General features: G+C 60.9%; 30 protein-coding genes. 9 read left to right on the top strand and 21 right to left on the bottom strand.

Annotated features, from left to right (window positions below; genetic code table 11):
• The first annotated feature begins 27 nt into the window (after positions 1-27).
• Positions 28-387, top strand: coding sequence for a response regulator (locus ACODR6_RS08795; RefSeq protein WP_130284240.1), 360 nt, complete (start codon positions 28-30; stop codon positions 385-387).
• Positions 388-399: 12 nt separating this feature from the next.
• Here the strand turns inward: ACODR6_RS08795 and ACODR6_RS08790 are convergent, their stop codons facing one another.
• The 5 genes from ACODR6_RS08790 to argH form a co-directional block, all read right to left on the bottom strand.
• Positions 400-849 (bottom strand): hypothetical protein, encoded by a 450-nt coding sequence (locus ACODR6_RS08790; RefSeq protein ID WP_130284238.1) that lies wholly within the window; start codon positions 847-849, stop codon positions 400-402.
• A gap of 78 nt (positions 850-927) precedes the next feature.
• Positions 928-3,615 carry a TIGR02302 family protein gene (locus ACODR6_RS08785; RefSeq protein WP_489022316.1) on the bottom strand — a complete coding sequence of 896 codons (2,688 nt, stop codon included), beginning with the start codon at positions 3,613-3,615 and terminating at the stop codon, positions 928-930.
• A 164-nt stretch (positions 3,616-3,779) separates the two neighbouring features.
• A complete protein-coding gene (lysA, locus tag ACODR6_RS08780) occupies positions 3,780-5,048 on the bottom strand; it encodes a diaminopimelate decarboxylase (protein WP_489022315.1) in 1,269 nt (422 codons plus the stop codon).
• A 12-nt stretch (positions 5,049-5,060) separates the two neighbouring features.
• The gene (gene lptM, locus ACODR6_RS08775) at positions 5,061-5,255 is read right to left on the bottom strand and encodes an LPS translocon maturation chaperone LptM (protein WP_130284234.1); all 195 of its coding nucleotides are present in this window, start codon (positions 5,253-5,255) and stop codon (positions 5,061-5,063) included.
• A gap of 96 nt (positions 5,256-5,351) precedes the next feature.
• The gene (argH, locus tag ACODR6_RS08770; protein ID WP_199627820.1) at positions 5,352-6,755 is read right to left on the bottom strand and encodes an argininosuccinate lyase; all 1,404 of its coding nucleotides are present in this window, start codon (positions 6,753-6,755) and stop codon (positions 5,352-5,354) included.
• Between the two features lie 41 nt (positions 6,756-6,796).
• Here argH and tlpA point away from each other — a divergent pair, with 41 nt between their 5' ends.
• Positions 6,797-7,459, top strand: coding sequence for a thiol:disulfide interchange protein TlpA (gene tlpA, locus ACODR6_RS08765; RefSeq protein ID WP_413710396.1), 663 nt, complete (start codon positions 6,797-6,799; stop codon positions 7,457-7,459).
• 6 nt (positions 7,460-7,465) lie between these two features.
• Here the strand turns inward: tlpA and ACODR6_RS08760 are convergent, their stop codons facing one another.
• The 7 genes from ACODR6_RS08760 to ACODR6_RS08730 all read right to left on the bottom strand — a co-directional run bounded on the left by ACODR6_RS08760 (position 7,466) and on the right by ACODR6_RS08730 (position 12,829).
• Positions 7,466-8,347 (bottom strand): 3-hydroxybutyryl-CoA dehydrogenase, encoded by an 882-nt coding sequence (locus ACODR6_RS08760; RefSeq protein WP_489022314.1) that lies wholly within the window; start codon positions 8,345-8,347, stop codon positions 7,466-7,468.
• A gap of 150 nt (positions 8,348-8,497) precedes the next feature.
• Positions 8,498-9,427, bottom strand: coding sequence for an electron transfer flavoprotein subunit alpha/FixB family protein (locus ACODR6_RS08755; protein ID WP_489022313.1), 930 nt, complete (start codon positions 9,425-9,427; stop codon positions 8,498-8,500).
• A gap of 23 nt (positions 9,428-9,450) precedes the next feature.
• Positions 9,451-10,200, bottom strand: coding sequence for an electron transfer flavoprotein subunit beta/FixA family protein (locus ACODR6_RS08750; RefSeq protein ID WP_489022312.1), 750 nt, complete (start codon positions 10,198-10,200; stop codon positions 9,451-9,453).
• Between the two features lie 180 nt (positions 10,201-10,380).
• Positions 10,381-11,136, bottom strand: a complete 756-nt coding sequence (locus tag ACODR6_RS08745; RefSeq protein WP_489022310.1) for a rhomboid family intramembrane serine protease — start codon at positions 11,134-11,136, stop codon at positions 10,381-10,383.
• A gap of 35 nt (positions 11,137-11,171) precedes the next feature.
• The gene (locus tag ACODR6_RS08740; protein WP_489022308.1) at positions 11,172-11,750 is read right to left on the bottom strand and encodes a cob(I)yrinic acid a,c-diamide adenosyltransferase; all 579 of its coding nucleotides are present in this window, start codon (positions 11,748-11,750) and stop codon (positions 11,172-11,174) included.
• A 23-nt stretch (positions 11,751-11,773) separates the two neighbouring features.
• Positions 11,774-11,977, bottom strand: coding sequence for a twin transmembrane helix small protein (locus tag ACODR6_RS08735; RefSeq protein ID WP_112386119.1), 204 nt, complete (start codon positions 11,975-11,977; stop codon positions 11,774-11,776).
• A gap of 18 nt (positions 11,978-11,995) precedes the next feature.
• Complete coding sequence (locus ACODR6_RS08730) at positions 11,996-12,829, bottom strand: SDR family oxidoreductase (RefSeq protein WP_489022306.1); 834 nt, start codon at positions 12,827-12,829, stop codon at positions 11,996-11,998.
• A 76-nt stretch (positions 12,830-12,905) separates the two neighbouring features.
• Between ACODR6_RS08730 and ACODR6_RS08725 the strand changes: the two genes are divergently transcribed.
• Positions 12,906-13,871, top strand: a complete 966-nt coding sequence (locus ACODR6_RS08725; protein ID WP_130284218.1) for a YihY/virulence factor BrkB family protein — start codon at positions 12,906-12,908, stop codon at positions 13,869-13,871.
• Here the strand turns inward: ACODR6_RS08725 and gluQRS are convergent.
• A complete protein-coding gene (gluQRS, locus tag ACODR6_RS08720) occupies positions 13,836-14,717 on the bottom strand; it encodes a tRNA glutamyl-Q(34) synthetase GluQRS (protein WP_489022304.1) in 882 nt (293 codons plus the stop codon). The genes ACODR6_RS08725 and gluQRS overlap by 36 nt on opposite strands.
• Between gluQRS and ACODR6_RS08715 the strand changes: the two genes are divergently transcribed.
• Both ACODR6_RS08715 and ACODR6_RS08710 read left to right on the top strand, forming a co-directional pair.
• The gene (locus ACODR6_RS08715) at positions 14,716-15,402 is read left to right on the top strand and encodes a DNA-3-methyladenine glycosylase family protein (RefSeq protein ID WP_489022302.1); all 687 of its coding nucleotides are present in this window, start codon (positions 14,716-14,718) and stop codon (positions 15,400-15,402) included. The genes gluQRS and ACODR6_RS08715 overlap by 2 nt on opposite strands.
• A 111-nt stretch (positions 15,403-15,513) precedes the next feature.
• Positions 15,514-16,071 carry an HNH endonuclease gene (locus ACODR6_RS08710; RefSeq protein WP_112720222.1) on the top strand — a complete coding sequence of 186 codons (558 nt, stop codon included), beginning with the start codon at positions 15,514-15,516 and terminating at the stop codon, positions 16,069-16,071.
• Between the two features lie 15 nt (positions 16,072-16,086).
• On the opposite strand, the gene ACODR6_RS08705 is transcribed toward ACODR6_RS08710, so the two are convergent.
• From ACODR6_RS08705 to ACODR6_RS08695, 3 genes are all read right to left on the bottom strand, one after another.
• A complete protein-coding gene (locus ACODR6_RS08705) occupies positions 16,087-16,602 on the bottom strand; it encodes a disulfide bond formation protein B (protein ID WP_130284212.1) in 516 nt (171 codons plus the stop codon).
• A gap of 22 nt (positions 16,603-16,624) precedes the next feature.
• On the bottom strand, positions 16,625-17,221 hold the full coding sequence (locus ACODR6_RS08700; RefSeq protein WP_489022299.1) for a YqaA family protein: 597 nt from the start codon (positions 17,219-17,221) through the stop codon (positions 16,625-16,627).
• A 115-nt stretch (positions 17,222-17,336) separates the two neighbouring features.
• The gene (locus tag ACODR6_RS08695) at positions 17,337-19,100 is read right to left on the bottom strand and encodes a cation:proton antiporter domain-containing protein (RefSeq protein ID WP_489022297.1); all 1,764 of its coding nucleotides are present in this window, start codon (positions 19,098-19,100) and stop codon (positions 17,337-17,339) included.
• Between the two features lie 187 nt (positions 19,101-19,287).
• Here ACODR6_RS08695 and ACODR6_RS08690 point away from each other — a divergent pair, with 187 nt between their 5' ends.
• The 3 genes from ACODR6_RS08690 to ACODR6_RS08680 all read left to right on the top strand — a co-directional run bounded on the left by ACODR6_RS08690 (position 19,288) and on the right by ACODR6_RS08680 (position 20,801).
• The gene (locus ACODR6_RS08690; protein ID WP_112720226.1) at positions 19,288-19,497 is read left to right on the top strand and encodes a hypothetical protein; all 210 of its coding nucleotides are present in this window, start codon (positions 19,288-19,290) and stop codon (positions 19,495-19,497) included.
• 141 nt (positions 19,498-19,638) lie between these two features.
• Positions 19,639-19,926 (top strand): hypothetical protein, encoded by a 288-nt coding sequence (locus ACODR6_RS08685; protein ID WP_112720227.1) that lies wholly within the window; start codon positions 19,639-19,641, stop codon positions 19,924-19,926.
• Positions 19,927-20,132: 206 nt separating this feature from the next.
• Positions 20,133-20,801 carry a PDDEXK family nuclease gene (locus tag ACODR6_RS08680; protein WP_489022294.1) on the top strand — a complete coding sequence of 223 codons (669 nt, stop codon included), beginning with the start codon at positions 20,133-20,135 and terminating at the stop codon, positions 20,799-20,801.
• On the opposite strand, the gene ACODR6_RS08675 is transcribed toward ACODR6_RS08680, so the two are convergent.
• Both ACODR6_RS08675 and ACODR6_RS08670 read right to left on the bottom strand, forming a co-directional pair.
• Complete coding sequence (locus ACODR6_RS08675) at positions 20,782-21,984, bottom strand: DNA cytosine methyltransferase (RefSeq protein ID WP_489022292.1); 1,203 nt, start codon at positions 21,982-21,984, stop codon at positions 20,782-20,784. The genes ACODR6_RS08680 and ACODR6_RS08675 overlap by 20 nt on opposite strands.
• Positions 21,984-22,403 (bottom strand): very short patch repair endonuclease, encoded by a 420-nt coding sequence (locus tag ACODR6_RS08670; protein WP_489022290.1) that lies wholly within the window; start codon positions 22,401-22,403, stop codon positions 21,984-21,986. The genes ACODR6_RS08675 and ACODR6_RS08670 overlap by 1 nt, the downstream gene beginning before the upstream one ends.
• Before the next feature lie 333 nt (positions 22,404-22,736).
• On the opposite strand from ACODR6_RS08670, the gene ACODR6_RS08665 reads away from it, so the two are divergent.
• Entirely contained in the window at positions 22,737-23,390 is a 654-nt protein-coding gene (locus ACODR6_RS08665; protein ID WP_489022288.1) for an ATP-binding protein, read from the top strand.
• A gap of 38 nt (positions 23,391-23,428) precedes the next feature.
• On the opposite strand, the gene istB is transcribed toward ACODR6_RS08665, so the two are convergent.
• The 3 genes from istB to ACODR6_RS08650 form a co-directional block, all read right to left on the bottom strand.
• Positions 23,429-24,241 carry an IS21-like element helper ATPase IstB gene (istB, locus tag ACODR6_RS08660; RefSeq protein ID WP_112720536.1) on the bottom strand — a complete coding sequence of 271 codons (813 nt, stop codon included), beginning with the start codon at positions 24,239-24,241 and terminating at the stop codon, positions 23,429-23,431.
• Positions 24,231-25,757 carry an IS21 family transposase gene (gene istA / locus ACODR6_RS08655; RefSeq protein ID WP_112720535.1) on the bottom strand — a complete coding sequence of 509 codons (1,527 nt, stop codon included), beginning with the start codon at positions 25,755-25,757 and terminating at the stop codon, positions 24,231-24,233. Before istA ends, istB begins: the two co-directional genes overlap by 11 nt.
• 104 nt (positions 25,758-25,861) lie before the next feature.
• On the bottom strand, positions 25,862-26,719 hold the full coding sequence (locus ACODR6_RS08650; RefSeq protein ID WP_489022285.1) for a DUF6538 domain-containing protein: 858 nt from the start codon (positions 26,717-26,719) through the stop codon (positions 25,862-25,864).
• Positions 26,720-26,734 lie beyond the last annotated feature (15 nt).

Here is a 26,734-nt window from a genome sequence, read left to right as displayed (position 1 = left end):
GGGCATGAAGACGGAGCGATGCACATCATGGCAAAAATTCTGATCACGGAAGACGAAGATTCCCTCCGTTCTTTCGTCGCCCGGGCACTGCGGCTCGACGGTCACGAGACCGAAGAAGCGGCTGATGGTGCCGAGGGACTGGAGAAGCTGAAGGACGGCGTCTACGACCTGTTGCTCTCCGATATTCGCATGCCCGTCATGGACGGCATCGAATTGGCACACCAGGCAAAGTCGGCCTTTCCGGCGCTGAAGATCCTGCTGATGACCGGCTATGCCGAACAGCGCGAACGCGCTGACGATCTCGCTGAAAAGATCGTCGATGTGGTCTCGAAGCCATTTGCGCTTCCCGATATCCGCAAGGCGGTTGCCCGCGCTCTGGCTGCCTGATTTCGGGCAGCCTCAGTTATCGTCCGGGACGAACTTGCCTTCGTAGCGCACCCGAAAATTCCGCCTGTGAAAATCCTGCTCGAAGCAGACGAACACCAGTTCGATGTCATTGTCGCTGTCCCGCTTTCCGAGCAGGCTTAGCGTGATGACGATGACGCCGCTGTAGCCGCGGGTGATGCGGAAGGCGGCGTTGCGGATATCGGTCGCTTCCGGATCCCGCCTGTCTTCGCGGCGCTCGTAGATGATCCAGAAGCGGGCCGCATCCCAGGTCTTCCTGAGGATCTCGCTGACTTCGGCCTTGAACTCTTCGGCATGCATTGCCGGGCCCCAGGACAAGGCCGTCTCGCCGGCATCGCTGACGACGTTGAGATAACCGTCATATTGGTGGGCGCCGGACAGTGCCCGTTCGATCATCTCGAATGCCGAGTTTTCGCTGATTGCGGTCTTGAAGAGAATTGCCATCGAATCGCTGTCGTTCGTCAATCGTCAAGATTGACATTACGAAGCTGACCGAAAAACGCGAGCCCTTCAGCCGCCCGATCACTGAATATCGAGCAGCCGCTCCAGATAACGCCGCTCCATTTCCTGCGGCGGGTTGTTGCCGAGCTTCTCGCGGATGGCATCGAGAATCTCGCGGGCGCGCTGGACGTCGATCTCGTCGGGTACCTTGACGGTGTCGCCGAAATCGGGGCCGTCGGCTCGGCGCGGACGACCGAGCGGATCGCGGCCGTTCTGGTCACCCTGGCCAACCTGGCCGTTCGGTCCCTGTTGACCCTGCTGGCCCTGTTGCGCCTGCATCATCTGGCTCATCATGTCGCGGGCGCCCTGGCGCAGCGCTTCCAGCGCGCGGCCCTGGCCCTGGACGGCGGTATCGCCGCGGCCCTGGCCGAGTTCGCGTCCGGCGCCTTCCATCTCGCGCTGCGCCTGGCCGAAGCCCGGGCCGGGCTTCATGCCCATGTCGCCGAGACCCTTCTGCAGCTCGCCGAGCTGCTTGCCGAGTGCGTCCTGCTGCTCGCGCAGCTTTTTCAGCGCGTCACGCAGCTGCTGCTCGGTCATCTCATTCGACTGCTGGTCGCCCTGCTGACCGTTCTGGCCCTGCTGTTGCTGCTGGCCCTGATCCTGCTGCTCGCCGTCCTGGCCGGGCATCATGTTGTCCAGCAGCGGATCGTTCATGCCCATGTCTGGGTCGCCGCGCTGCATGCGGTCGCGCAGCTGCTGATCGAGCTTGAAGGTCTGTTCCATCAGCTGCTGCTGATCGCGCAGGATCTTGCCGAGCTTGTCCATCTGCTGGCGCATCTGGCTGTTGTCGCCCTGCTGCTGCTGGCCCTGCTGCGGCCTGCCTGCCTGCAGGTTATTCATCATCCGCTGCAGTTCGGACAGCATCTGCTGGGCCGCATCGCGGTTGCCGGAGCGGGCAAGGTTTTCGATCTGGTCCATCATGCGCTCCAGATCCTGCTGCCGCAGCATCTGCGCATTCTGGTTGGGCTGCGTCATCGGCGCATTCTGCATGCGCTGAGCGAGCTCCTTCATGTAGTCGTTCATCGCCTTGCGAAGCTCGTCCATCAGCTTCTTGATCTCGGCGTCGGGCGCATTGCGCTGCAAGGCGTCGGCGAGGTTCTGCTGGGCGTTGCGCAGGTTACGCTCCGCCTGCGAAAGGTCGCCATCCTCGATGCCGAGAGCGATGTCCCAGAGATAGTCGGCGGTGTCCTTCAGCTGTTCGTCGGTCCTGGCGAGTTTCATGCGCGCCAATGCGGATTCGATCAGCAGGTAATTGGTGAGCTTCGGGATCGTCTCTTCGGGGCGGATCGTCAGCGCCTCGTTCAGCGCGATCGCCTCGGGCATCTTGCGGGTATCGAGCGCGAAGACCTGGCGTTCCTCGGCAACGGCTGCGGCCAGCGGCTCGTTGAACGGACGAGCAGGCAGCGTCATCTCGTGCGGCGGGCTGCGGCCGATCTGGCCGGCGCCATCCTTGGCGACGAGCGTGACGCGGACGCGCTTGCCGGCGAGCGGGTGCTCGGTCAGGTTCTTGCTGCTGACACCCTTGGCATCGCGCGCGTTGCGGCGCGGAATCTCAAGGCGGAAATCGGGAAGCGGGTAGAGCGGCTTGGCTGACGGATCGGTCTCGACCGGCAGGATTTCGGCATGGGCTTCCTGGATGCCGTAATCGTCCTTAGCGGTGAACTTGATCTCCAGCGCGCCGTTGACGGTTGCCTTCGGGATGCCGTCGAAGGCGATTTCGGGTGCCTTGTCGGGGATGACGTTGAAGGTCCAGCTTCGGCCATTCACCTGCAGCGCGCCGTTTTCCTCGAGCTTCATCAGGTGCGTCTGGGCTGCGGGAACGGGTGTTTCGCCGGCTGCCGCCTGTTGTGGCTGCGGTTGTTGAGGTTGTTGCGGCGCGCCAAGCGGCTGCTGGCTTGCCTGCTTTTCAGCGGCAATCTCTTTCGCCTCGCCGTTCTCCTTCTTGAAGACGACTTTCTCGTCGGCTTGGCCGCCGCTGACGCGCACCGTCAGGTTGGAGAATTGCGGGACGTTGATGGGCGCCTGTTCGGTGCCCGTTGCCGTCAGGTAGACAGGCGCTCGGCCCGTATAGGAGGGCGGGGTAACCCAGGCGTCGATGCGCACCGCCGGATTGCTTTCACCCTGCGCGACCGGCGGCTGGAAGGCGTCGGCGATCAAGCCGCCATTGGTCGACAGCGAATAGCCGAAGCCCATCACGACGAGTAGCGCCGGAATGGCGCGAAGGGCGAACCGGTCGTGTTTGGCGATATCAGGGCGCGGGAAGCCGGCATCGAGTGCGGCGATTTTCTCGGCCATGCGCGTCTGGTGTTCGCGCCAGAGGGCACGGGCGAAGGGCGTGTCGAAGGCGGGTTCGTCTTCCTGCACGGTGACCGGCTGGTGCGGCAGGCCGTTGCGCTCTTCGAGAAGGCGGTCGGCTTCCGCCGTACCCGGCCAGCGCAGGCGGTGGAACGGAATCAGCGCAGCAATCAGCGCTCCGGCGAAGGCGATCAGCAGCAGAATGCGCGGGATATCGGGGACGCTGCGGAAAAGGCCGAACCAGGAGGCAGCCAGATAAAGCGCGATGACCGAAAGAACCGGCACCAGCGGCGGCAAGATTTGCTCGGAAAGGAGGACGACACGCGCGAAGAGCCGCTTTACCGCAACCAGCCTCGCAAGAGATGGCCTGATGGCAAATGCACCATGTCCCTGCCTGCCTGGGCTCTTCTTCAATCCGGTCTCCGCCATGGCGTGTTAGAGTAACAGTGGGCGCTTCCGGCGATTGCTCAGCAATTCGCTCGCATGCTGAAAGGATAACACTCTTTGTGGCGAAGGCGAGGGCGACCGGCTGCTAATGCCGGTTTTTCACGCCCAGTCGCCAAAAAGTGATGCTTCCGTCAGTCGAGCCAGGCCGGGACGGAATCGAGGCCGATCAGCTCCTCGTAGGTCCGGCGCGGCCGGATGACATGGAACTCGGAGCCCTTGACGAGGACTTCGGGCACCAGCAGGCGGCTGTTATACGTGCCGGCCTGGACCGCGCCATAGGCGCCGCCGGACATCACGGCGAAGAGGTCGCCGGGCTTCGGCATCGCCATTTCGCGGTCGAGCGCCAGGTAGTCGCCGGTCTCGCAGACCGGGCCGACGATATCGGCTTTGATGCGCGGCGCGTTGGCAGCCGAAATCACCACCGACTTGATCTCGTGATAGGCTTCGTAAAGCGTCGGGCGGATCAGGTCGTTCATCGCGCCATCGACGATGACGAAGGTCTTCTCGCCGCCGTCCTTCACATAGAGGACTTCGGTCACCAGGATACCGGCATTGCCGACGATGAGGCGGCCGGGCTCGGTGACGATCTTGCAGTTGAGGCTGCGCAGCTGGTTCTTGACGATCGCCGCGTAGGCATCGGGAAGCGGCGGCGGGTTGTCGTCGTCCTTGTAGGGGATGCCTAGGCCACCGCCGATATCGACGTGATGGATGTCGTGGCCATCGCCGCGCAGCGTATCGACGAGATCGCGCAACAGCTTGAAGGCGTCGTCGAAGGGCTGCAGCTCGGTGATCTGGCTGCCGATATGCATATCGATGCCGGTAACCTCGATGCCCGGCAGGGTGGCGGCGCGCGCATAGACGGCGCGGGCGCGTTCCCATGAAATGCCGAACTTGTTTTCCTTCTTGCCGGTCGAGATCTTCGAATGCGTCTTGGCATCGACATCAGGATTGATGCGGAAGGAAACGGGAGCCTTCTTGCCTGCCTTGACGGCGCGCTGGTTGAGGATCTCGAGCTCCGGCTCGGACTCGACGTTGAAGCAGTAGATGCCGGCTTCGAGCGCGAAATCCATCTCGTGCGGCGTCTTGCCGACGCCGGAGAACATGATGCGGCTTGCCGGAATGCCGGCGGCCAGCGCGCGGCGCAGCTCGCCTTCGGAAACGACGTCGATACCGGCGCCGAGCTTGCCCAGGGTCTTCAGCACCGCCTGGTTCGAGTTCGCCTTCATGGCGTAGCAGACCATGGAGTCGACGTCGTTGAAGGCTTCGGCGAAGACGCGGTAGTGGCGCTCCAGCGTCGCGGTGGAGTAGCAGTAGAAGGGTGTGCCAACGGCCTTGGCGATGTCGGGAACGGGAACGTTCTCGGCGTAGAGGATGCCGTCGCGGTACTCGAAATGGTTCACGGCTTTAGCCTATCAGAGCAGGGGATCGAGAAGGAAAGGCTTGTCTGCGACACCCGGCTGTTTCGTCGGCTTGGAGGAATCGCCACCCTTCGTTGCCATCGCGCTCGGCGGATCGAGATCGCCTTTGCGACCGCATCCGGCAACGGCAAGGCCGATGACGGCGAAAACGACCGTCAGGCGGATGAGGTGCGGCAAGCTGGTCTGCATGGGATTCCTCTTGGAGCGGCGCTGTTGGACACCTTCATAGCGAAGTTTATCCAGCTTGTGCACCCTGATTGTTGCGCTGATAGCGGCGGCCGGAACTCAGTTGCGGCCGCGCCAGTAGGCGATCTGCTTGCGCACTTCCGAGGGGGCGGTGCCGCCGAAGCTCTTGCGGCTGGCTACCGATGCTTCCACCGTCAGGACGCCATAGACGGCGTCGGTGATGGCAGAGTTGATCGCCTGCAGGTCGGCGAGCGGAAGCTCCGCCAGATCGCAGCCCTTGCTTTCGGCAAGCGCGACAGCGCGGCCGGTAACGTGGTGGGCGTCGCGGAAGGGAAGGCCGGCTTCGCGCACCAGCCAGTCGGCCAGATCGGTGGCGGTCGAGTAACCGGAACCGGCCGCCGCCTTCATGCGCGCGGTATTGATGGTCATGTCGCGAACCATGCCGGTCATCGCGGCAATCGCGAGCTCCAGGCTCTCTGCAGCGTCGAAGACCTGTTCCTTGTCTTCCTGCATGTCCTTCGAATAGGCGAGTGGCAGGCCCTTCATGATCGTCAGCAGCGCGACCAGCGAGCCGTTGATGCGGCCGGTCTTGGCGCGTACGAGTTCGGCAGCGTCAGGGTTCTTCTTCTGCGGCATGATCGAGGAACCGGTCGAGAAGGCGTCCGACAGGCGCACGAAGCCGAACTGCGGCGTCGACCAGATGACGATCTCTTCGGCGAGGCGCGACAGGTGCATGCCGCAGATCGCGGCGATCGACAGGAATTCGATGGCGAAGTCACGGTCGGAGACGGTGTCGATCGAGTTGCGGGTCGGCTCGCGGAAGCCGAGGGCCTTCGCGGTCATGTGGCGGTCGATCGGGTAGCCGGTGCCGGCCAGCGCTGCGGCGCCGATCGGGCTCTCGTCGAGATGCTCGATGGCGTGGCGCACGCGCGAGCGGTCGCGGCCAAACATTTCGACATAGGCCATGCAATGATGGCCGAAGGTGACGGGCTGAGCGGTCTGCAGATGGGTGAAGCCCGGCATGACGCTTTCGGCGTGCTCTTCGGCGCGATCGAGGAAGGCGGCGATCAGGCTCGTCAGCATCGCCTCGGTCTTCTGCAGCTCTTCCTTGACCCAAAGGCGGAAGTCGAGCGCCACCTGGTCGTTGCGCGAACGGGCGGTGTGCAGGCGGCCGGCTGCGGGGCCGATCAGCGTTGCGAGGCGCGCCTCGACATTCATGTGAATGTCTTCGAGCTGGCGCGAGAATTCGAAGTTGCCGCTTTCGATTTCTGACAGGATCGTGTTTAGCCCGTGAACGATCTTGTCCTTATCGTCGCCGGAAATGATGCCCTGATGGGCAAGCATTGTCGCGTGGGCGATCGACCCGCGGATATCCTGAGCGAATAGCTTCTTGTCGAAACCGATCGAGGCATTTATCTCCTCCATGATCGCATCGGGGCCAGAAGCGAAACGCCCGCCCCACATCTGGTTGGAGGATTTGGTGTCCGTGTTGCCGTCGGCCATCGAAGCTGCCTGCCTTGAGGATGCATGTCCTGGAGAATGAAATGACGACAAGAAAGCCGCTTGGGCTGCCATCCCTGAAATTGATCTCGATAGCCGCCGTTGCAGGCATAATTGCCGGTGCGGCAGCGGTTTACATTAAGGAGACGGGGTCTGGCAATGGCGGCGGCGAAACGGCGTCCGGCCAATGCGCTGCTGCGAAGGATCTGGCGCAGAAGATCACCCCCCTCGCCAAGGGGCAGGTTGCCGCCATGGTTGCCGCCAACGAGCCGCGCAAGCTGACTACGGTTGCCTTCAACGATGCCGACAACAAGCCGGTGACGCTCGACAGTTTTGCCGGCAAGACCGTGCTTCTCAATCTCTGGGCCACATGGTGCGTGCCCTGCCGCGAAGAGATGCCGGCGCTGAATGCGCTGGAGAAGGATATGGGTAGCGACAAGTTCCAGGTCGTCGCCGTCAATATCGATACGGGCGACGACGAGAAGCCGAAGGCGTTTCTCAGCGAAACCGGCGTCGATTCCCTGAAGCTCTATCGCGACAACACGATCGGCGTGTTCAACAATCTGAAGAAGGAAGGCCTGGCCTTCGGTCTGCCGGTCACGCTCTTGCTCGACGACAAGGGATGCCTGATCTCGGCGATGAACGGTCCGGCTGCCTGGGACAGCGAAGACGCCAAGGCGCTGATCAGGGGTGCGATCGGCCTGTAAGGCCGGTCAGCGGGTCGGAACCGGAACCTCGCCGCGGTAATCGTAGAAGCCGCGGCCGGACTTGCGGCCGAGCCAGCCGGCTTCGACATATTTCACCAGCAGCGGGCAGGGGCGGTATTTCGAATCCGCCAGGCCGTCATGCAGGACCTGCATGATCGACAGGCAGGTGTCGAGGCCGATGAAATCGGCAAGCTGCAGCGGGCCCATCGGATGATTGGCGCCGAGCTTCATGGCGGTATCGATCGCGTCGACGGTGCCGACGCCTTCGTAAAGCGTATAGATCGCTTCGTTGATCATCGGCAGCAGGATGCGGTTGACGATGAAGGCCGGGAAGTCTTCGGCGACCGTGACTGTCTTTTCGAGCGAGGCCACGAAGGCCTTGGCGGTCGCAAAAGTGGTCTCGTCTGTGGCGATGCCGCGCACCAGTTCGACCAGCTTCATGACCGGGACCGGATTCATGAAATGGATGCCCATGAAATGCTCGGGGCGGTCGGTTGCCGATGCAAGGCGGGTGATCGACAGCGACGAGGTGTTGGTGGCAAGAAGCGCTTCCGGCTTCAGGACCGGACAGACCTGCGCGTAGATCTTGCGCTTGACGGCCTCTTCCTCGGTCGCAGCCTCGATGACGAGGTCGGAGGGGGCGAGATCGTTGAGATTGGCGGAGCCGGAGATCAGCGCGAGGATCGACTTGCGCTCCTCGTCGGTCATCTTGCCGCTCGTCACCTGGCGGGCAAGATTGCCGTTGATGGTTGCCAGGCCCGATTCGATGCGCTCCTGGCTGAGATCGTAGATGTGGACCTTGTAGCCTGCGCCAGCCGAAACATGCGCGATGCCGCAACCCATCTGGCCCGCACCGACAATACCGATCGTCTTCAACACCGCGCTCATCTCCAGACCCCCGTAGCAGTCACCCCCGAAAGCGCTGCCGTATTTTCTAATGAAATTGCCGGGCAAAATGATCGCCCGGCAGCAGTAGTAGCGCCATAAAAGATAATTTTCCAGTCATTCGCAAGTGCGAAAAACCGGCAATCTGCCCGCTCAGAGAGCTTTCTGCAGCTCTGGCAGGATGTCGAAGAGATCGCCGACGAGGCCGTAGTCGGCGACCTGGAAGATCGGCGCTTCCTCGTCCTTGTTGATGGCGACGATGACCTTCGAGTCCTTCATGCCGGCGAGATGCTGGATGGCGCCCGAGATGCCGCAGGCGATGTAGAGTTGCGGAGCAACGACCTTGCCGGTCTGTCCGACTTGCCAGTCGTTCGGGGCGTAGCCCGCATCGACGGCAGCGCGCGAGGCGCCGACGGCGGCACCGAGCTTGTCGGCAACCGGCAGGATGACTTCCTGGAACTTTTCGGCAGAGCCGAGCGCACGGCCGCCGGAGATGATGATCTTGGCGGAGGTCAGTTCCGGACGGTCAGAAGCCGAGAGCGCGTCCTTGACGAAGGTCGAGAGACCCGGATCGGAAACGGCCGGGATGGCATCGACCGAAGCCGAGCCGCCTTCTGCTGCGGCAGCGAAGGAAGCGGTGCGGACGGTAATGACCTTCTTGGCATCACTCGCTTGTACGGTCTGGATCGCATTGCCGGCATAGATCGGTCGCTTGAAGGTGTCGGCGGAGACGACTTCGATGATCTCGGAGATCTGTGCGACATCGAGCAGAGCGGCGACGCGCGGCAGGACGTTCTTGCCGGTCGAGGTCGCAGCCGCGATGATCGTGTCGTAGCTGCCGGCCAGCGAAACGATCAGGTCGGAGAGCGGCTCGGCCAGATTGTTGGCGAGTTCGTCGCTTTCGGCGAGCAGAACCTTGGAGACGCCTGCGAGCTTGGCAGCCGCATCGGCAGCAGCCTTGGCGCCCTTGCCGGCGACCAGCACATGGATGTCGCCGCCGATCTTGGAAGCAGCTGTCAGTGCCTTGCCGGTCTGGTCGGAAAGGGTTGCATTGTCGTGGTCAGCCAGAAGAAGAATGGCCATGGTCGTAAATCCTTTCTCGAACCTTAGAGGACGCCAGCTTCGGTCTTGAGCTTTTCGACAAGCTCGGCGACCGACTTGACCTTGACGCCTGCCTTGCGGCCGGACGGCTCTTCAGTCTTCAGCACCTTGAGGCGCGGCTCGGTGGAGACGCCGAAATCAGCCGGGCTCTTCTTGTCGAGCGGCTTCTTCTTCGCCTTCATGATGTTCGGCAGCGAGGCATAGCGCGGCTCGTTGAGGCGAAGGTCGGTGGTGACGACAGCCGGGAGCTTGACGTCGATCGTCTGCAGGCCGCCGTCGACTTCGCGGGTGATCCTCGCTGTGTCGTCAGAAAGCTCGATTGCGGAGGCGAAGGTTGCCTGCGCTACACCCAGAAGTGCGGCGAGCATCTGGCCGGTCTGGTTCGAGTCGTCATCGATCGCCTGCTTGCCGACGATGATCAGGCCGGGCTTTTCAGCATCGGCAACGCCCTTCAGGATCTTGGCAACGGCGAGCGGCTCGACGGCATCGTCGGTTTCGACGAGAACGGCGCGGTCGGCACCCATGGCGAGCGCGGTGCGCAGCGTTTCCTCGGCCTTTGCCGGACCGATCGAGACGACCACCACTTCCTCAGCCTTGCCGGCTTCCTTCAGGCGCAGAGCCTCTTCGACCGAGATCTCGTCGAACGGGTTCATCGACATCTTGACGTTGGTGAGTTCAACACCCGTGCCGTCAGGCTTGACGCGGATCTTCACGTTGTAATCAACCACCCGCTTCACTGGGACGAGAATTTTCATGGGGTCCTTCCTTCAACTCTTTCGCCAAGAAAATGCGCGCTTCGGCGCTGCTCCGATTGTCGAATGGCGACATGGATACGCGTTTTTCCTCCAAACACAACGCTTGCCGGTCGCAGACAGACAAATTGGAGAACGGAAATATATTACGTTTACGTGAACGTCAATATTGCGGTCGTGGGCTTATGGCGTGCCGTCTTCGGTCGCCACCGTGCGCCGGATTGCAGGGGTGCTACGAACGGCGCGGGGCGTGACGATCTCTCGGTCGAAAAGCGGAACGCCGCGCTGGCGGAAGAAGACGATGAGGACGGCGCCGGCGATGATGCCGCCGACATGCGCGCCCCAGGAGACATCGCCGTCGCGGTTGATGACCAGCATGAAGAACTGCTGGCCGATCCAGAGCAGCAGCGGAATGAAGGCCGGGAGCGGCAGGGGCACTCGGAAGAAGACAAGAACCCAGACTTTTACCCGCGGGTGCAGCACTAGGTAGGCTGCGACAACGCCGGATATGGCCCCGGACGCGCCGATCAGCGGCGCCTGGGATTCCGTTGCCAGCAGGCCGTGGCAAAGCGCGCCGAATGCGGCGCAGGCAAGATAGAAGACCAGGAAGCGGATGTGCCCCATCGCGTCCTCGACATTATCGCCGAAGACCCAGAGGAAGATCATGTTTCCCGCGAGATGCCAGAAGCTGCCGTGCAGGAATGCGTAGCTGATATAGGTGAGCGGCTCGGGGACGAGCTCCAGTTCCGGCGGCAGGATCGCGTGGTCGAAGGCGACGGCGGGGATATAGCCGAGGCCGACGGTGGCCGCCTTGGCGAGATCGGGTGCGGCAAAGCCGGTGAACAGCCAGATCGCGACATTGGCGGCAATCAGCCCGAGTGTGACCCACTGAACCTTGATGTGCTTCAGCGTGTTGGCATCATGCAACGGAATGAACATGGAAGGCCGCCCCCGGCTATCGTCGATGCCGGACCCTATCTGTTTTTTCCGGGAACCCAAAGCACATCCGCGCGGCCCTGGTCATTGGCATGACGGGCGGCGACGAAGAGGAAGTCCGAGAGGCGGTTCACATATTTCAGCGCCTCGGCGCCGACGATCTCGCCTTCGGTGCGCGACAGCGCCACCATCAGACGCTCGGCCCGCCGGGAGATCGTGCGTGCGAGGTGGAGATGCGCTGAGGCCGGAGAGCCGGCGGGGAGCACGAAGGATTTCAGCGGCTCGAGATCGGCATTCAGCGCGTCGATATCGCCTTCCAGGCGCGTGACCTGCGCGGCGACGATGCGCAGCGGCTCGTAGTCGAGTGGCTTGCCGGTATCGGGCGTTGCGAGATCGGCGCCGAGATCAAAGAGGTCGTTCTGGATCAGCATCAGCATCCGGTCGAGCTCGGGCAGGTCAGCGGTATGCAGCCTGACGACGCCGATCGTCGAATTGGTCTCGTCGATCGTGCCATAGGCCTCGACACGCAGATCGTGCTTCTGCCGCCGGGGACCGGAAACCAGTGCCGTCGTGCCGTCGTCGCCTGTCTTGGTGTAGATCTTGTTGAGCTTGACCAATCAATCCCCCGGTTGTCAGTGCGTCAGGTCGGGCGGCCGCCGCCGGTCAGCCATAGCGTCAGCATGATCAGGATGACGGCGATCGCCTGCAAGAGCACGCGCAGCTGCATAAGCTTGTTCGACAGGTTGGAATCGCCACCCTTCATCATGTTGAAGAGGCCGCGGATCAGCACAAGGGCGACGAGGCCCATGACGATGATGGCGAGAATGTAAGTGGCCGTGGACATGGCATTCGGCTTTCTTGGTCAGTCGGTCCAGCGCATCAGGCGGTAGAAGAGGTCTGCAGGCAGCAGCCTCTTCAGCATCATGCCCTGCTTTGCCGGAACCGTTACAGGATAATGTGGCTTCGGATTTTTCGAGTTCAATGCGTGTTTCAGCACCGCATAGACCGCATCCGGTTGTAGTTTATGTCGGCTGACCGGACCGCTGCCGTCAAGCCGGGTGAGCTGGCGGCGATAATCTGCCGCATGCACGGAGCCGCGCAGATCGATGTGTTCATTGATCTTGGCGAGCGCGTTGGCCGTGAAGCGGGAGGCGATCGGCCCCGGTTCGATAAGGCTCACATGGATGCCGCTGCCCTGCAGTTCCATCCGGAGGGTCACGCTCAGGCCTTCGAGCGCGAATTTCGACGCGGTATAGGCTCCCCGGTAACGATAGGGCACGACACCGAGGATGGAAGAGCACTGGACGATCCGGCCGCTTCCGTGCCTGCGCATCAGCGGCAGCACGCGGCGCGTCAGGTCGTGCCAGCCGAAGAAATTTGTCTCGAACTGTTCGCGCAGCACGTCGGTCGTCAGGTCTTCGACGGCGCCGGGCTGGCCGTAGGCGCCGTTGTTGAAGAGCGCGTCGATCCGCCCGCCCGAGAGAGCTTCCACCTCACGCATGAAATCGGCGATGGAATCGCTATTGGCATAATCCATGCGGAAGGCTTCGATGCCATCGGCCTCAAGCGATCCGAGATCTTCCTGTTTCCGTACAGTGGCGAAGACCCTCCAGCCATCGGCCTTGAGGGCGCGTGCGCAATGGGCACCGATACCGGACGAGCATCCGGTAACGATGATTGTGCGCGGTTCAGCCATTCAATGATTCCTGTACAAACTGGGACTCGTTTCCCATATTCGCACCGAGGTTACAATCGTCAGAGCCGGAGATGGAATGCCGAAGATCATGCGCACGCTCTATGAGGTGGTCTATGACGCGATCTGCCATCTCATCGAGGACGACGGCTTCGCCATGGCGAGCCACGTGGCGCTGTCGACGCTGCTTGCGGTCTTCCCCTTCCTGATCTTCGGAACGGCGCTTGCGAACTTCCTCGGCGCCGACCAGTTCTCGATGACGGCGATCCACATCATCTTCGATACCTGGCCGGAAGCGATCGCCAAACCGCTGGCTGATCAGGTCGTGCAGGTTCTGACCATCCCGCGCGGTGGACTGCTGACGATCTCGGTGCTGGCGGCGGCTTATTTCGCCTCCAACGGCGTCGAGGCTTTGCGCATTTCGCTCAACCGCGCCTACCGGGTTCAGGAGACGCGGCCCTGGTATTTCACCCGCCTCGCCAGCCTTGGATATGTGCTGGTTGCGGTGATCATTTTCGCCGCGATCAGCATTCTGCTGGTCGCCGTTCCGGTCGGGTTGAACTACGCCCGCGAATGGTTGCTGCACAACGATACGTTCGAATGGGTGCCCGATACGATCCGCCAGTGGCTGCCTGTCATCGTCGATACGCTGGAGATCGTCTTCAGCTGGCGTATCTACGGAACGCTCGTCATGCTGACGCTGGGGCTGCTTGTCGTCCATCTCTGGCTTCCAGCGGGCCGCCGGAAGGTCTTCGATGTCATTCCTGGCGTGCTGCTGACGCTCTTGCTCTGGTTGGCGGGGGCGCTGATCTTTGCCTATTACCTCGCCACCTTCGCCAATTACACCGCGACCTATGCAGGTCTGGCTTCCGTCATGGTGGTGCTGATCTTCCTCTATATGGTGGGCGTGATCTTCATCATCGGGGCGGAGCTGAATGCGGCGCTTTTGAAGTTCCGGGTGCGAGCGATCTTCAAGCGCAACTTCCTGAGCGGCAACGGCCACAAGCGCTCAGAGACCGACAAGCTGCCTGACGCCGGCCACTGAGAGCCCCTTGGCCCGCAGTTCCGCCAGCCCGGTATCGCCCTCGCTCTTGGACAGCTTGCGGCCTGAAGCATCGGTGATCAACCGGTGGTGATGGTAGATCGGTGCGGGAAGCCCGAGCAGGGACTGCAATAGCCGGTGGACCGAGGTCGCGTGGAAAAGGTCCATGCCGCGCACGACATGCGTGATGCCCTGCAGGGAGTCGTCGAGGACGACCGACAGGTGATAGCTCGAAGGCGCATCTGAGCGCGACAGGATCACGTCTCCCCATGCCGCCGGATCGGCCTTGATCGTGCCGGTCTCGCCATCGCCGGTTTCTGTCCAATCGATCTCTGTGCCAACCTCATCCAGCGCGCGCGTTGTATCGAGGCGCCAGGCATGTTTCGCACCCGACCCTAGCCGTTCCCCGCGCTCGTCCTGCGTCAGCCCCCGGTCCCGTGGGGGATAATGCGGCGAGCCGTCGGGATCGCGCGGCCAGCTGCCGCCATTGGCCTCGAATGCCGTAACCTCGGCCTTCACCTCGCCACGGGTCATGAAGGACGGATAGACGAGGCCGTGGTCGATCAGCTTTTGAAGCGCTGTTTGGTACTCGCCGAAATGTTCCGACTGGCGGCGGGCCGGTTTTTCCCAGTCGATTTCAAGCCAGTCCATATTCCGATAGATGCCGGTCTCGAAATCGGGTGTGCAGCGCGTCTGGTCGATGTCTTCCATGCGCAGCAGCAAACGGCCGCCTGAAGCTTTTGCCATGTCCTGATTGATGAAGGCGGACAGCGCGTGGCCGAGATGCAGCGGGCCGTTCGGGCTTGGGGCAAAACGGAAGACGGGCTTTTGACGCTGAGTCGTGGTCATGCTTTCTTCTGCCACGGATTCGAAACCACCGCGAGGCGACGTGCAGATCATTCGAAACGAAGGCGATGTCGAGCAGGGACTATCGGAATTGCTGCGCCTGGACCCACGCCTTTCCGCCGTCGCAGCAGATGCCGGGCCGTTGCCTCTGCGGCTGCGTGAGCCGGGATTTGCGGGGCTGGCGCATATCATTGTCTCGCAGATGGTGTCGCGGGCGAGCGCGGAAGCGATCTGGCGGCGGATGCTGCCTGCCGATGGCGAGCTGACGGCGGAAAGCTATGTAATGCTGCATGACGAGGCATGGCGGGAGTTCGGGCTCTCCCGGGCCAAGGCCACGACCCTTTCGGGGATCGCCACCGCCGTCGCCGCCGGGCACCTCGATCTCACAGCACTTTCGGTACTGCCGCCGGGCGAGGCGTTGCATGCGCTGACAACGCTGAAGGGTGTCGGCCCCTGGACGGCGGAGGTCTATCTCATGTTCTGCTGCGGCCATGCGGATATTTTTCCGTCCGGCGATGTGGCACTGCAGAATGCCGTGGCCGCGGCATTCGGTCTCGCTCAACGGCCACAGGCGAAAGCGCTGGCTGCGATGGCGGAAGCGTGGTCGCCCTGGAGGTCCGTCGCTGCAAGGCTTTTCTGGGCTTACTATGCCAAGAAACTCGGCCGCGGGCTCGTGCCGGTCGCCTGATCTGCAACACTCATCGAATTGCCGTTATTGACTGAATTTATTGGACTTCACAAGGCTGTCACAACCGGCCTAATATAAGGATGCAGATGCCGAATCGATCAGGAGAGTCCCTTGACGATTGCAGTCTCCCCCCAGGCCCTGCCGGCGCTCGTCCTGAACGCTGACTACAGGCCTTTGAGTTATTATCCCTTGTCGCTCTGGTCCTGGCAGGACGCGATCAAGGCGGTCTTCCTTGACCGTGTGAATATCATCGCAGAGTACGAACACTCGGTGTCTTCTCCGAGCTTTTCGATGCGGCTTCCCAGTGTCGTTTGCCTCAAGACCTACGTTCAGCCGTCCCGTAATCCCGCCTTCACGCGCTTCAACGTGTTCCTTCGCGACAAGTTCGAGTGCCAGTATTGCGGCGATCACAACGACCTGACCTTCGACCACGTCATCCCGCGCGCTCATGGCGGCGAGACGACCTGGGAGAATGTCGTGGCGGCCTGCTCCCCCTGCAATCTCAGGAAGGGCAGCAAGCTACCGAAGCAGGCAGGCATGTTCCCGCATCAAAAGCCGTATCAGCCGACAGTGCAGGACCTGCACAATAACGGCCGGCTCTTCCCGCCGAACTATCTGCACGACAGCTGGCTCGACTATCTCTACTGGGATAGCGAACTGCAGCCCTGACGGCTGCAGCCATCTTCAGGCCGACTTGCGGACGCCGATAAAGGCGAAGGCCGCGAGTACCAGGCTTGCAATCACGTTCCAGCCCGCAAAGGACAGGCCGAGCACGCGCAGCGCTGCGTCGGTGCAGGACGGACCCTTGATGGTGTTGAGCTCCGTCAGGAGGTCGCCGGCATTCTCGGTCATGCTGCCGGCCGTGGTCGAGCAGGCGGTCGGGCCAGCCCAGAAGTGCCATTCGACGCCGGAGTGATAGACGCCCATGCCGGCGCCGACGACCATCAGCATGCCGGCGGCGAGAAGCAGCGCGCGGCACATCCAGTTGGGCAGGCGGAAAAGCGAACCGACAGCACCGAGCAGGGCGATCGGAATGGCATAATAGTAGGGCTGGCGCTGCATCAGGCAGAGCTCGCAGGGAATGTAGCCGCCGATATACTGAAAACCGAGCGCGGTGCCGACGACGGCAGCCATGGCGACAGCCAGGACCAGCGAATAGACGAGGACCGGACGGGTGAGGGGCGAGGCAATGGCAGTCATGGCGGAACTCCGCGAGTTGGTCTCAATGGGCAATTAACTTGTAGGCGATGCCGAGCGCGATCAGCACGACTGCGGCAATCGCCGCCAGCTGGCCGAGGCGTTTCTCGATAAAGTCGCGGATCGGCTCGCCATAGCGGCGCAGCAGCCAGGCGAGGAAGAAGAAGCGCGCGCCGCGGGCAATGATCGCCGAGATAACGAAGAAGCCGAGGTTCATGTGGATGACGCCGGCGAGAATGGTGACCACCTTGATCGGCGGTAGATGCGCGAGACCCGAGGTCACCAGAAGCAGCAGCAGGATTTCCCACTCGTCGTGGATATAGACCCTCAGCTGCTCGAAGGCGTCGAGCTTGCCGTAGAATTCCAGAACGGGGCGGGCGATCGCATCATAGGCATAGTAGCCGAGCGCCCAGCCGGCGATGCCACCGAGAACGGAGGCGACGGTCGCGACCAGCGCGTAGCGATAGGCGCGCTCGGGCTTGGCAAGGGCCATCGGCAGATAGAGCACATCGGCCGGAACGAGAAAGACGGAGCTTTCGACGAAGGCGATAACGGCGAGCCAGACTTCGGCCGACTTGCGGGCGGCGAGAGACATGGTCCAGTCGTAAAGTCTGCGGAGCATTCCATTCCTTTCGTGCTGCGGTGCAAAAGCATTAGGGGGCCGGTCCGGCGCTGTAAATGCCGACTATGGCAATGATAGCGGCGCCGGCGTGGAAATTTTTCGTGATCTCGCGCCGTCAGCTTTCAGTCGAGGGCTCGTGTTGTTCGGCCTGTTTGGCGCGCTTGGCGCGCATCACGTTCATCTCAGTGCGCTCGCGCGCCATCTCGCTGACGGCGGCGCGGAGTGCCGGGTGGCGGGCCGAGAACATGTTGAAGTCGCGCCGCTCGAGAACCAGGAACTGGCAGAAATCGATGGCGATGACGTCGGCCGTGCGGCGCCCGCCCGAGAGCAGCGCCATTTCGCCGAAGAAGGCGCCCGCCTCAAGCGCCACCGGTCCGCCATTGACGCGGACCTCGACAGCGCCGGACGAGATGAAATACATACCGTCGCCGCGGTCACCCTTGCGTACCACGCGTTCGCCCGGCAGAGCCGATTTCGGGCGGAAGAGCAGCAACAGCTCCTCCTGCGAATGTTCATCGACCTCGGCAAAGAGCGGGAAAGTTTCGACCAGCTTCTGCATTTCCAGCTGGTGTTCGCGCTCGCGCTCTTCGCTGAGAAGCCGGTTCTTTTCGAGTTCACGGCCCAGCACGTCGAGACGCTTGCGGCCGTAGCCATCGTAGAGGTGCGGCCATTTCTTGTGCACCTTCTTATGCGCGACCTCCGCGGCAAAGCAGACCAGCGGATTGAGGGTGATCGACAGGATGGCGGCGGCAAGGATCAGATCCTGGCCCTCCTGCGGCATCAGCCCGAGCGAAACACCGAGACCGGCGAGGATGAAAGAGAATTCGCCGATCTGCGCCAGGCCGCCCGCGACCGTCAGGCCCATGCCGACGGGATAGCGCAAGAGAAGCACGACGCCGAAAGAGATGATCGCCTTGCCGACGATGATCAGCATCAGCGCGCAGAATACGGCCATCGGTTCCTTCACCAGAACCGCTGGATTGAAGAGCATGCCGACGGAGACGAAGAACAGCACCGAGAAGGCGTTCTGTAGCGGCAGGGAATCAGCGGCGGCGCGATGGCTGAGGTTGGATTCGCTCATGACGACGCCGGCGAAGAAGGCGCCGAGTGCGAAGGATACGCCGAAGATGGCGGCCGAGCCGAAGGCGATGCCGAGCGCGATCGCCAGAACCGCAAGGGTGAAGAGTTCGCGCGAACCGGTACGCGCCACCAGCGTCAAAAGCCAGGGAACCACCTTGGGGCCGAGCACGACGGCCATGACCGCGAAGGCGCCGACCTTGAGCAGCGTCAGGCCGATGGTCAAGGGCAGCGGGAGGCCGCCGCCATGGGCGAGCGCATCGCTCGCATGGCCGCCGAGCAGTTCGGCCAGCGCCGGCAGCAGGACGAGCGCCAGAACCATGGCCAGATCTTCGACGATCAGCCAGCCGATCGCCACGCGGCCGCTGGCGGAATTGACGAGATTTCGCTCCTCCAGCGCCTTCAACAGGACGACGGTACTGGCAACCGAGAGGCTGAGCCCGAAGACGATACCGGCGCCGAGCCCCCAGCCCCAAAAGGAGCAGAGCGCAACGCCAAGCAGTGTGGCGATGACGATCTGCAGCACGGCACCCGGAATGGCGATGCCCTTGACGGCCAGGAGGTCGCCGGCCGAGAAATGCAGGCCGACGCCGAACATCAGCAGGATGACGCCCATTTCCGCGAGCTGGCTCGCGAGCCCGGTATCGGCGATGAAGCCCGGCGTGAAGGGACCCATCAGGATGCCGGCCATCAGATAGCCGACCAGAGGCGGCAGCCGCAGCCTGTCCGCCACGTAGCCGAGCACCGCTGCAAAGACGAAGCTTACGGCCACCGTCGCGATAAGGGTTGCTTCCTGATGCACGTCTTTCCCTCGGTGTTGAATGCGGCGCCACTTTAGAACGAAGGATGAGCAGAATTAAACACTTGATTTGAGGCGCCGCAGCGCTTCCCGCAGATAATCCGCAAAAGTTGCAACAGCCTGAAGCCAGTTTCGGGACGCAATATGAGTGCGCACTAAAACAGTCGATGCCATCTCATTGGAGATTTCCATGCGAGAATTAGGAACTGTTGCTGCGTCAGCCACCTACTATTCCGAGGATACCGTCGAGTTCGGCTATGTCCGCGAGGTCCTGCTCGAAGACGAGGCGTGCTGGGGCGTGTTCGACGAGGACGGAGACGTGATCTTCGTCGGCGACGACTTGGCGGAATGCCGGTCGTTTGCGGCGAAGGAAGAGATCAGGCTGCAGCTGATCCACTAGCAGGCGGCCTCCAGCGGGCGCCGCTGTGATGGATCTGCCGCGCATTCACGCAGAAAATGCAAATCCGGCCGCTTTTTTGAGGTGCTGCCGCAAATGTGTGCTAAGGGCCCCTCAGAAACTTAGAACAGGCCTTTTACAATTATGACCGAACTTACACCCGCCCTCATCTCTGCGCTGAAGCTTGCAAAGGACGGCGACCTACATCCTCAGCCCACCAACAAGTGGACGCATGAGAATGCCACCGTGACCTACGCGAAGAACGACCGGTGGAAAGAGCGCCCGCAGAAGATCAAGTCCGTGACGCCCAAGTCCATCGAGGAACTGAGCAACTCCGGCCTCATCGAACGCCGCAACCTCGACACCGACGCCGCCAAGGACGTCTACGGCATCACCATGGCCGGCAAGATGTGGCTGCTGAAGAACAAGTAGGTCAGGAGAGCGCTGAGAGCTGCTTTGCTGAGGAGTGGTGCCCCATGCCGGGGTCGATGCCCCATAGAGGGCATAGCAATTTCAATGGCTTGAGGTCTCTTCTGCGGTATGGGTTGTAGCAGGTTGCTGTAGCGGGATCAACTATGTGTTGACTTCTCAGAGGCGACTCAGAAACAACCATTCCGACATGCTTCAGAGGGGACGCCATGGCAGCGCAAGATGACGCCCGGGAAAAAGAACTTGTGAGCCTCTTCAATTTGAAACGGCCACCTGATCGGTCGCGCCAAGGCGTAGACGCAATACTAGAATTCGAGGGCCAGGTTCTTGAGTTCGAACTGAAATCGGTGACCACCGTGCAGCCCGCAATGGGGACGGTTCGAGACCTTGGTAAAGATCATATTAGTAAGTGGAGCAACAAGCATTGGATTGTCGCGTTCTACTCGCGCGACGAGCTACAGCATTGTCACTACCTTTCGCCGGAGGACATGGCACCATGGATCAATGGTAGGTGGGAGTACATCAAAGCCGACTTCGCCATCTCCGAAACGGTCCCGAGCCTTACTGACAAGAAGGCCATGATCGCAGTAATGGGCGAAAAGGACGTCTATTCGCTTGAGGACGCGAGAGCATTGCACAAGAACCAGTACGTAATGTCGCGCTACCGGGAGCTGATGGACGTCCCAAACGGCTATAGTCCAGATCGAATGCTCGATATTTTCCGCGATCGTGTCGGCTACCTCTTGGAACGGGGATCAACCCTCAATAACCCCAAAGTGCCCGGAAGCTACTTCCAGCGCTTCGAACCGATTACGGAGAACCACGCAATTGAATTGCGGGCCCGCATTGGTCGGTGGTTCACGTCCCAACCGGCTTGACGCCGAGTGCTTTGGCCACCGCAGTTGCTACCGCGTACCCCATGGGAGGGGCGACCGAGTTCCCGATCAAGCCTAGGGCCTTGTAGACGGGACGCTGAATAGGCCAACTTTCGGGGAAACCCTGAAGCAGCATGCAGTCCTGTATTGCCAAACGGAAGTGGCCGTTTTTTGCGACGAACGCTGCTGCCGCGTCACGGTCTGCGGCAACGCCATTGGGCCATACCTCGATCTCGTTCCACTGCCTCAGTGACGTGGCGCTGTTCACAATGCTTGTTGTGTGGCGCGGTCCAGTCCAGCCGCTGCGGATCGTAGGCGCAAGTGCATCCACCCCAATGGATGGCAATCCAAGTGCTTCTCTCACGCCCATAGTCTTCGGTAGGTTCGTGTTGGGGCGGTCCCAGCTATGTGTAGGCATTGGCTGCTCAAACCGGAGGAAGTCGGTCTTGTTGCGGAAGCCCGCGAAGATCAACCGCTTGCGACGCTGAGGTACCCCGAAATCGGCCGCTTCAAGCAGGAATGAGTGAACATGGTACATACCATCCACGGCATCGAAGATGGTCTTCTTGACATAGTCCGCAAATTTCTTCGTGGCCAGACCAGAGACATTTTCAAGGACGAACGCCCGAGGTTTAATCTCCTTCACAGCCCTGATCAGTTGCGGAACCATGTCCCGCTCATCTTCAGAGCCATTCTGGTAGCCCGCGTGGCTGAACGGCTGGCACGGGGGGCCGCCGTGAAGGACATCGACTTTGCCTTTGTACTGCTTCCAATCAACCTGGGTCACATCGCCAGCATCACCAGCGAACACTTTCCAATGGGGGTGTGCGGCATTCAGCACTTCTTCCGCCTCAGGAAGAATGTCGTACGATGCCACGTGTTTATAGCCTGCTCGGTCGAAGCCAATATCAAGGCCACCACAGCCACTGAACAGGCTGAGCGCAGCCAAGCCGTTTGACGCCAGCGTGGGCATCAGCGCCAGCGGGTCGAACTTCGCTGATGGGATTGGATGTTTCGGCAGTTCACACTCGCCTCGAACAGCCTTTGCTTTCGCAGCCTGTGACGCAATGGTGGTAGCCCGAAACCGATCTCGCTGCTCATCGGTCAGCTCGCGGCCTTTGTACCAAGGCGCACTGGTCCCGCGCTTCACGTACATTTTAGCCTTAAGAGCTATCGACGGGGCCATTACACTTCTCCTTGATCGCGAAACAGGAAATCGGACAGTGACTTCTTCAAGCCGTCAAAGTCTCTGGTCTCGCACTCCCAGATGACGCTTACGCGCCACCCTGCCTCTTTTAAACTTGCCTCAGCCTGACGGTCGCGCTCGACTGTCTTGGCGAACTTGGCAGCCCACCAGTCGTGCCGCGTCTTGGGAACGAACGCACGCTTGCATCCGGCATGGCGATGCCAAAAGCACCCGTGAACAAACACCACGGCCCTCCGGCCCTTCATCACGATGTCAGGACTACCTATCAGTCCTTTTACGTGCAGCCGATAGCCAACACCCAGCCCTCGTAAGGCGTGCCTAACGCGCATCTCAGGAAGGGTGTTCTTCCCTCGAATTCGGCGCATGTTCTCCGCCCGTGCAGGCGAAACGTCAGTCATTTGGCGTTGGTTTACCGGTGGCATTGGGCGCAGCTTTCGACCGTTCTACATTGTCCGATCCAGCAACATGTTACTAGCCGCACCGCTCAACTGGCTGTGGATTATCGTCGAGATCGTGACGCGCTGTAGTTACCAAATGATTAAGAACAAAATAGGAACTATCAAGTGTTTTTTCCTATTCGAGCAGGATTTTTTTCTCGCGAGTAACGAGATCACCGGGGTTGTGATGGAAAGGGCAGACGCTACTGCCGCAGGGGATCAACCTTGCAGGGGACAAGTCGATCACCTTATAATTATTACGAAGGCGAGTCGCGATTGTCCATTGGAGGTGGCATGGACGATGAATTGTGGAACCTCAGGGCAGTCGTCACTCAGCCTGAAGAAGACTTCGGCAAAGCCCTGAACCACGTTCTGTCACCGTCGCAACCGCTTCAGTCCGAAGAGTTCCTGAGAGGTCGGGCAGAGCAACTCGAAGGCATCCGCAAAGCCCTTTACGCCCCGGGCCGTCACGTTTTTATCCACGGCTTCCGAGGGGTTGGAAAATCGTCTCTAGCACAGACAGCAGCCTACTCGCTTTCGTCAGCGAAATGTGACCCTGTTATCCTCGGATGTGACAATAGCAACAGCTTCACTAGCATCATCAAGAACTTGTTCGAAGAGGTCGTCAGCCGTAACCCTGCCGTCGAGAAGACAATTCGGGAAGGGGGCGCAGCACTCAATCTCGGGTGGCTTGTTGGCAGCGCGAAGGTCACGACGCAAGAGACAAAGGTACCCGAGCCTTCTTCCATCAACGAAGCTGTTCGGTTGGTGAGCTTCCTCTGCGAAAAGTATTCAGAACGGCTGGTCGTTGTCATTGACGAGTTCGATCAGATCAAGGACCGGGTCGAGCAGGAGCATTTTGCCAACTTCATCAAGCAGCTATCTGACAAGCGTATACAAGCGCGGTTCATTTTCTGTGGCATAGGCGAGACTGTTGATTTGCGCTGAGAGTTGACCCGGGATTTGCACTGAGAAGTGACCCGCCTTTAGATATCGTTTGTGTTGGCAGTGGTGGTCAAGTTCCGCCGTTTCTCCTTTGTAGGTTCGGGTTCATGAGCTGAACTGTTTTTGAAGCGGAAGCTGTCGTTTCCGGTCTCAAGTATGTGGCAATGATGGGTGAGCCGATCGAGCAGCGCGGTTGTCATCTTGGCATCGCCGAACACGCTGGCCCATTCGCTGAAGCTCAGGTTGGTCGTGATTATGACGCTGGTGCGCTCGTATAGTTTGCTCAACAGATGGAAGAGTAGCGCGCCACCTGAAGCGCTGAACGGCAGGTATCCCAGCTCGTCGAGGATGACGAGATCGGAGTGGACGAGGCGATTGGCGATCTGGCCGGAGCGACCTTGTGCTTTCTCCTGCTCAAGAACGTTGACCAGCTCGACGGTGGAGAAGAACCGGACCCGCTTGTGATGATGCTGGATGGCCTGGACGCCAATCGCGGTTGCGATATGCGTCTTGCCCGTGCCGGGACCGCCGACCAGAACGATATTATTGGCATCGTCGAGGAAGTCGCAGCGATGAAGCTGTTGCACGAGCGCCTCGTTGATCTCGCTGCTGGCGAAGTCGAAGCCGTTCAGATCGCGGTAGGCCGGGAAGCGTGCCGTCTTGAGCTGATATGCGGTCGATCTGACCTCTCGTTCGGCCGTTTCCGCCTTGAGAAGCTGGGACAGGATCGGAATGGCAGCCTCGAACGCCGGCGATCCTTGCTCGGTCAGGTCACCGACGGCGTGGGCCATCCCATGCATCTTCAATTGCCGTAGCATGATAACGATCGCGCCGCTTGCCGGGTTATGACGCATGGCGAACCTCCGTCTTTCTCAAGGTATCGTATCGCTCGACATTGGCCTTGGGCTCATTGGTGAGCGTCAGCGCCTGAGGTGCGTCGAGGGTCGGCGGTGTGGAAGATTTGCCGTCGACGAGGCGATGCAGCAGGTTAAGCACATGCGTTTTGGTTGGAACGCCGGACTTCAGCGCCATGTCGACGGCCGAGAGCACTGCTTGTTCGTCGTGCTGGAGAACAAGGGCCAGGATATCGACCATCTCGCGATCGCCGCCCGGCTTTTTGAGCAGATATTGCTGTAGGGTCAGGAATGCCTCCGGCATCTCGATGAAGGGAGCGCCGTTGCGTAGCGCGCCGGGCTTGCGCTGCACGACGGCCAGATAATGCCGCCAGTCGTAAATGGTCTGGCCCGGCCGGTCATGGGAACGATCAATGACGCGACGATGCTCGCAGACGATCTGACCTTCCGCGGCAACTACGACACGATCCGGATAGACGCGAAGGCTTATCGGCCGATTGGCAAAGGATGCCGGGACGCTGTAGCGATTGCGCTCCAGATGCACGAGGCAGGTTGGTGTGACCCGCTTCGTGTATTCGACAAATCCGTCGAACGGCCTCGAAACGCGCATGAGGGCCGGTGCTTCTTCTGCCCATATGTCGGCGATAGTGCCACGCATCTGACCATGCGGCGTCTTCGCCCAGAATTCCTTGCATCGAAGCTCAAGCCAATCATTCAAGGCTTCCAGCGACGGAAAGCGTGGAACCGGTTGAAAGAACCGATGACGGGCATCCTGCACGTTCTTCTCGACCTGCCCCTTCTCCCATCCGGACGCTGGATTGCAGAACTCGGGCTCGAACACGTAGTGGCTGGCCATCGCCATGAAGCGGACGTTGACGTCGCGCTCCTTGCCACGGCCGACCTTGTCGATCGCGGTGCGCATGTTGTCGTAGATGCCGCGGCCAGGAATGCCGCCGAAGACGCGGAACGCATGATTGTGGGCATCGAACAGCATCTCGTGCGTTTGCAAAAGATAAGCCCGCACGATGAAGGCACGGCTGTAGCTAAGCTTCGTATGGGCGACCTGCAGCTTGGTGCGTTCATTGCCGATGATCGCCCAGTCCTCCGACCAGTCAAACTGGAAGGCCTCACCCGGCTCGAACGCCAAGGGTACGAACGTGCCGCGTCCGGTCGTATGGAGTTCTCTTTGCCGGTCTGCCTTCCATTCCCGGGCAAAGGCTGCAACACGGCAATAGGAACCTTCGTAGCCAAGGCTCACCAGGTCGGCATGCAGTTGCTTCATCGTCCGCTTCTGCTTGCGGCTCTTTTTCGATTCCGTCTTCAGCCAGGCTGATAGCCGATCCGCAAATGGATCAAGCTTGCTCGGCCGCTCCGGGACATTGAACTTCGGCTCCACGCCGCCTGCGCGCAGGTATTTGCGGATGGTATTCCGGGATAGGCCCGTCCTGCGGCATATCTCCCGGATCGATAGATCATCCCGAAAATGCCAGCGCCGGATTACGCTCAGTAACGCCATGTCGATCACTCCAGAGCCCCCGCTGAAACCACAGGGGATGATTGAAACATGGGTCAATTCTCAGTGATATTTTCCCGCAATCCCGGGTCAGCTCTCAGTGCAAATCAACACCGGCGAACGGTGGATGCCTTGATGCCCTCCTTTCCGAGAAGGTGGTCTCGCACCTTGTAGGCGTGTTCGATGGTCCAGTCTGGTAAGGCAGGAATGTCACCACCAAGCGCTTCTGACACTTGGCGCATCATTGCGGCCAGTCTCGTCTTGCGCTTCTTCTGAGCAAACTCGCTGCCGGACACTCGCTCAATGATGTAGAAGTCCTTGGCGTCTTCGAGCGTTGGCTTGGTCGGCAGCCCGTTCTGCGCGAACGGAGCTACAGCCTTGGGGGTTTCAACCACGGCCCCAGAGTTTCGCAGGCGGCGGGCCTCGTCTGCCTTGATGCGTGCCTTGTATAGTTCCCTGACGACCTTGGTCCAGCTACGAGAGTGGGGAGCAAGCCTGAAATCGACGTTCTCCCAGCTCAGCACCTCTTCAGCCTCGCTCACCATGAACGGTGAAGCTAGCCCACGGGCGAACTCATAGCGGTTCTCACCGTCCAACGCCTCAAGCCATTCTTCATCCTCATCGAAGTCCCGGCCTTCAAAGCCGTTCTCACGAGTCTCCTCGTCCTCCTCCAGCAAGTGGACGAAGTAGGCGTCATGGATCGCCTTTAGCTGGGGCTCGGTAAGCTCCTCAAGGGGCGGTTCAAGCAGCTTGGCTTGCCGCTTCCGAGCTTGTTCAAAGGTATCAGCAACCGCTCCGCTCTCCTTCCGAAGCCTCTCAATCGCCGTTCGCCGGTCTTGAGTTCGCAGAGATTTCCAAATCTCAACTTTCCCTAGCGCCTTCTGCAAATCAGCAGGCACGGGAGCACGGAGATAAAAAGTGCGGTTTCGGAGGGTCAACCAAGGGTAAGCTGTCACGTCTTCCATGCCTCGCGCTGTAGC

Source organism: Rhizobium sp. FG96, assembly GCF_057808655.1.
The sequence above is the reverse complement of the archived record's forward strand: the minus strand, read 5'-3'. Positions and strand labels throughout refer to the sequence as shown.

What these genes read in the sequence shown, in the direction of transcription:
- ACODR6_RS08795 (WP_130284240.1), top strand. Translation starts at nt 28, where the DNA reads ATGGCAAAAATTCTGATCACGGAAGACGAAGATTCCCTCCGTTCTTTC.
- ACODR6_RS08790 (WP_130284238.1), bottom strand. Translation starts at nt 849, where the DNA reads ATGGCAATTCTCTTCAAGACCGCAATCAGCGAAAACTCGGCATTCGAG.
- lptM (WP_130284234.1), bottom strand. Translation starts at nt 5,255, where the DNA reads ATGCAGACCAGCTTGCCGCACCTCATCCGCCTGACGGTCGTTTTCGCC.
- argH (WP_199627820.1), bottom strand. Translation starts at nt 6,755, where the DNA reads ATGGCCGACGGCAACACGGACACCAAATCCTCCAACCAGATGTGGGGC.
- tlpA (WP_413710396.1), top strand. Translation starts at nt 6,797, where the DNA reads ATGACGACAAGAAAGCCGCTTGGGCTGCCATCCCTGAAATTGATCTCG.
- ACODR6_RS08760 (WP_489022314.1), bottom strand. Translation starts at nt 8,347, where the DNA reads ATGAGCGCGGTGTTGAAGACGATCGGTATTGTCGGTGCGGGCCAGATG.
- ACODR6_RS08755 (WP_489022313.1), bottom strand. Translation starts at nt 9,427, where the DNA reads ATGGCCATTCTTCTTCTGGCTGACCACGACAATGCAACCCTTTCCGAC.
- ACODR6_RS08750 (WP_489022312.1), bottom strand. Translation starts at nt 10,200, where the DNA reads ATGAAAATTCTCGTCCCAGTGAAGCGGGTGGTTGATTACAACGTGAAG.
- ACODR6_RS08745 (WP_489022310.1), bottom strand. Translation starts at nt 11,136, where the DNA reads ATGTTCATTCCGTTGCATGATGCCAACACGCTGAAGCACATCAAGGTT.
- ACODR6_RS08735 (WP_112386119.1), bottom strand. Translation starts at nt 11,977, where the DNA reads ATGTCCACGGCCACTTACATTCTCGCCATCATCGTCATGGGCCTCGTC.
- ACODR6_RS08730 (WP_489022306.1), bottom strand. Translation starts at nt 12,829, where the DNA reads ATGGCTGAACCGCGCACAATCATCGTTACCGGATGCTCGTCCGGTATC.
- ACODR6_RS08725 (WP_130284218.1), top strand. Translation starts at nt 12,906, where the DNA reads ATGCCGAAGATCATGCGCACGCTCTATGAGGTGGTCTATGACGCGATC.
- ACODR6_RS08715 (WP_489022302.1), top strand. Translation starts at nt 14,716, where the DNA reads ATGCTTTCTTCTGCCACGGATTCGAAACCACCGCGAGGCGACGTGCAG.
- gluQRS (WP_489022304.1), bottom strand. Translation starts at nt 14,717, where the DNA reads ATGACCACGACTCAGCGTCAAAAGCCCGTCTTCCGTTTTGCCCCAAGC.
- ACODR6_RS08705 (WP_130284212.1), bottom strand. Translation starts at nt 16,602, where the DNA reads ATGACTGCCATTGCCTCGCCCCTCACCCGTCCGGTCCTCGTCTATTCG.
- ACODR6_RS08700 (WP_489022299.1), bottom strand. Translation starts at nt 17,221, where the DNA reads ATGCTCCGCAGACTTTACGACTGGACCATGTCTCTCGCCGCCCGCAAG.
- ACODR6_RS08690 (WP_112720226.1), top strand. Translation starts at nt 19,288, where the DNA reads ATGCGAGAATTAGGAACTGTTGCTGCGTCAGCCACCTACTATTCCGAG.
- ACODR6_RS08685 (WP_112720227.1), top strand. Translation starts at nt 19,639, where the DNA reads ATGACCGAACTTACACCCGCCCTCATCTCTGCGCTGAAGCTTGCAAAG.
- ACODR6_RS08680 (WP_489022294.1), top strand. Translation starts at nt 20,133, where the DNA reads ATGGCAGCGCAAGATGACGCCCGGGAAAAAGAACTTGTGAGCCTCTTC.
- ACODR6_RS08675 (WP_489022292.1), bottom strand. Translation starts at nt 21,984, where the DNA reads ATGGCCCCGTCGATAGCTCTTAAGGCTAAAATGTACGTGAAGCGCGGG.
- ACODR6_RS08670 (WP_489022290.1), bottom strand. Translation starts at nt 22,403, where the DNA reads ATGACTGACGTTTCGCCTGCACGGGCGGAGAACATGCGCCGAATTCGA.
- ACODR6_RS08665 (WP_489022288.1), top strand. Translation starts at nt 22,737, where the DNA reads ATGGACGATGAATTGTGGAACCTCAGGGCAGTCGTCACTCAGCCTGAA.
- istB (WP_112720536.1), bottom strand. Translation starts at nt 24,241, where the DNA reads ATGCGTCATAACCCGGCAAGCGGCGCGATCGTTATCATGCTACGGCAA.
- istA (WP_112720535.1), bottom strand. Translation starts at nt 25,757, where the DNA reads ATGGCGTTACTGAGCGTAATCCGGCGCTGGCATTTTCGGGATGATCTA.
- ACODR6_RS08650 (WP_489022285.1), bottom strand. Translation starts at nt 26,719, where the DNA reads ATGGAAGACGTGACAGCTTACCCTTGGTTGACCCTCCGAAACCGCACT.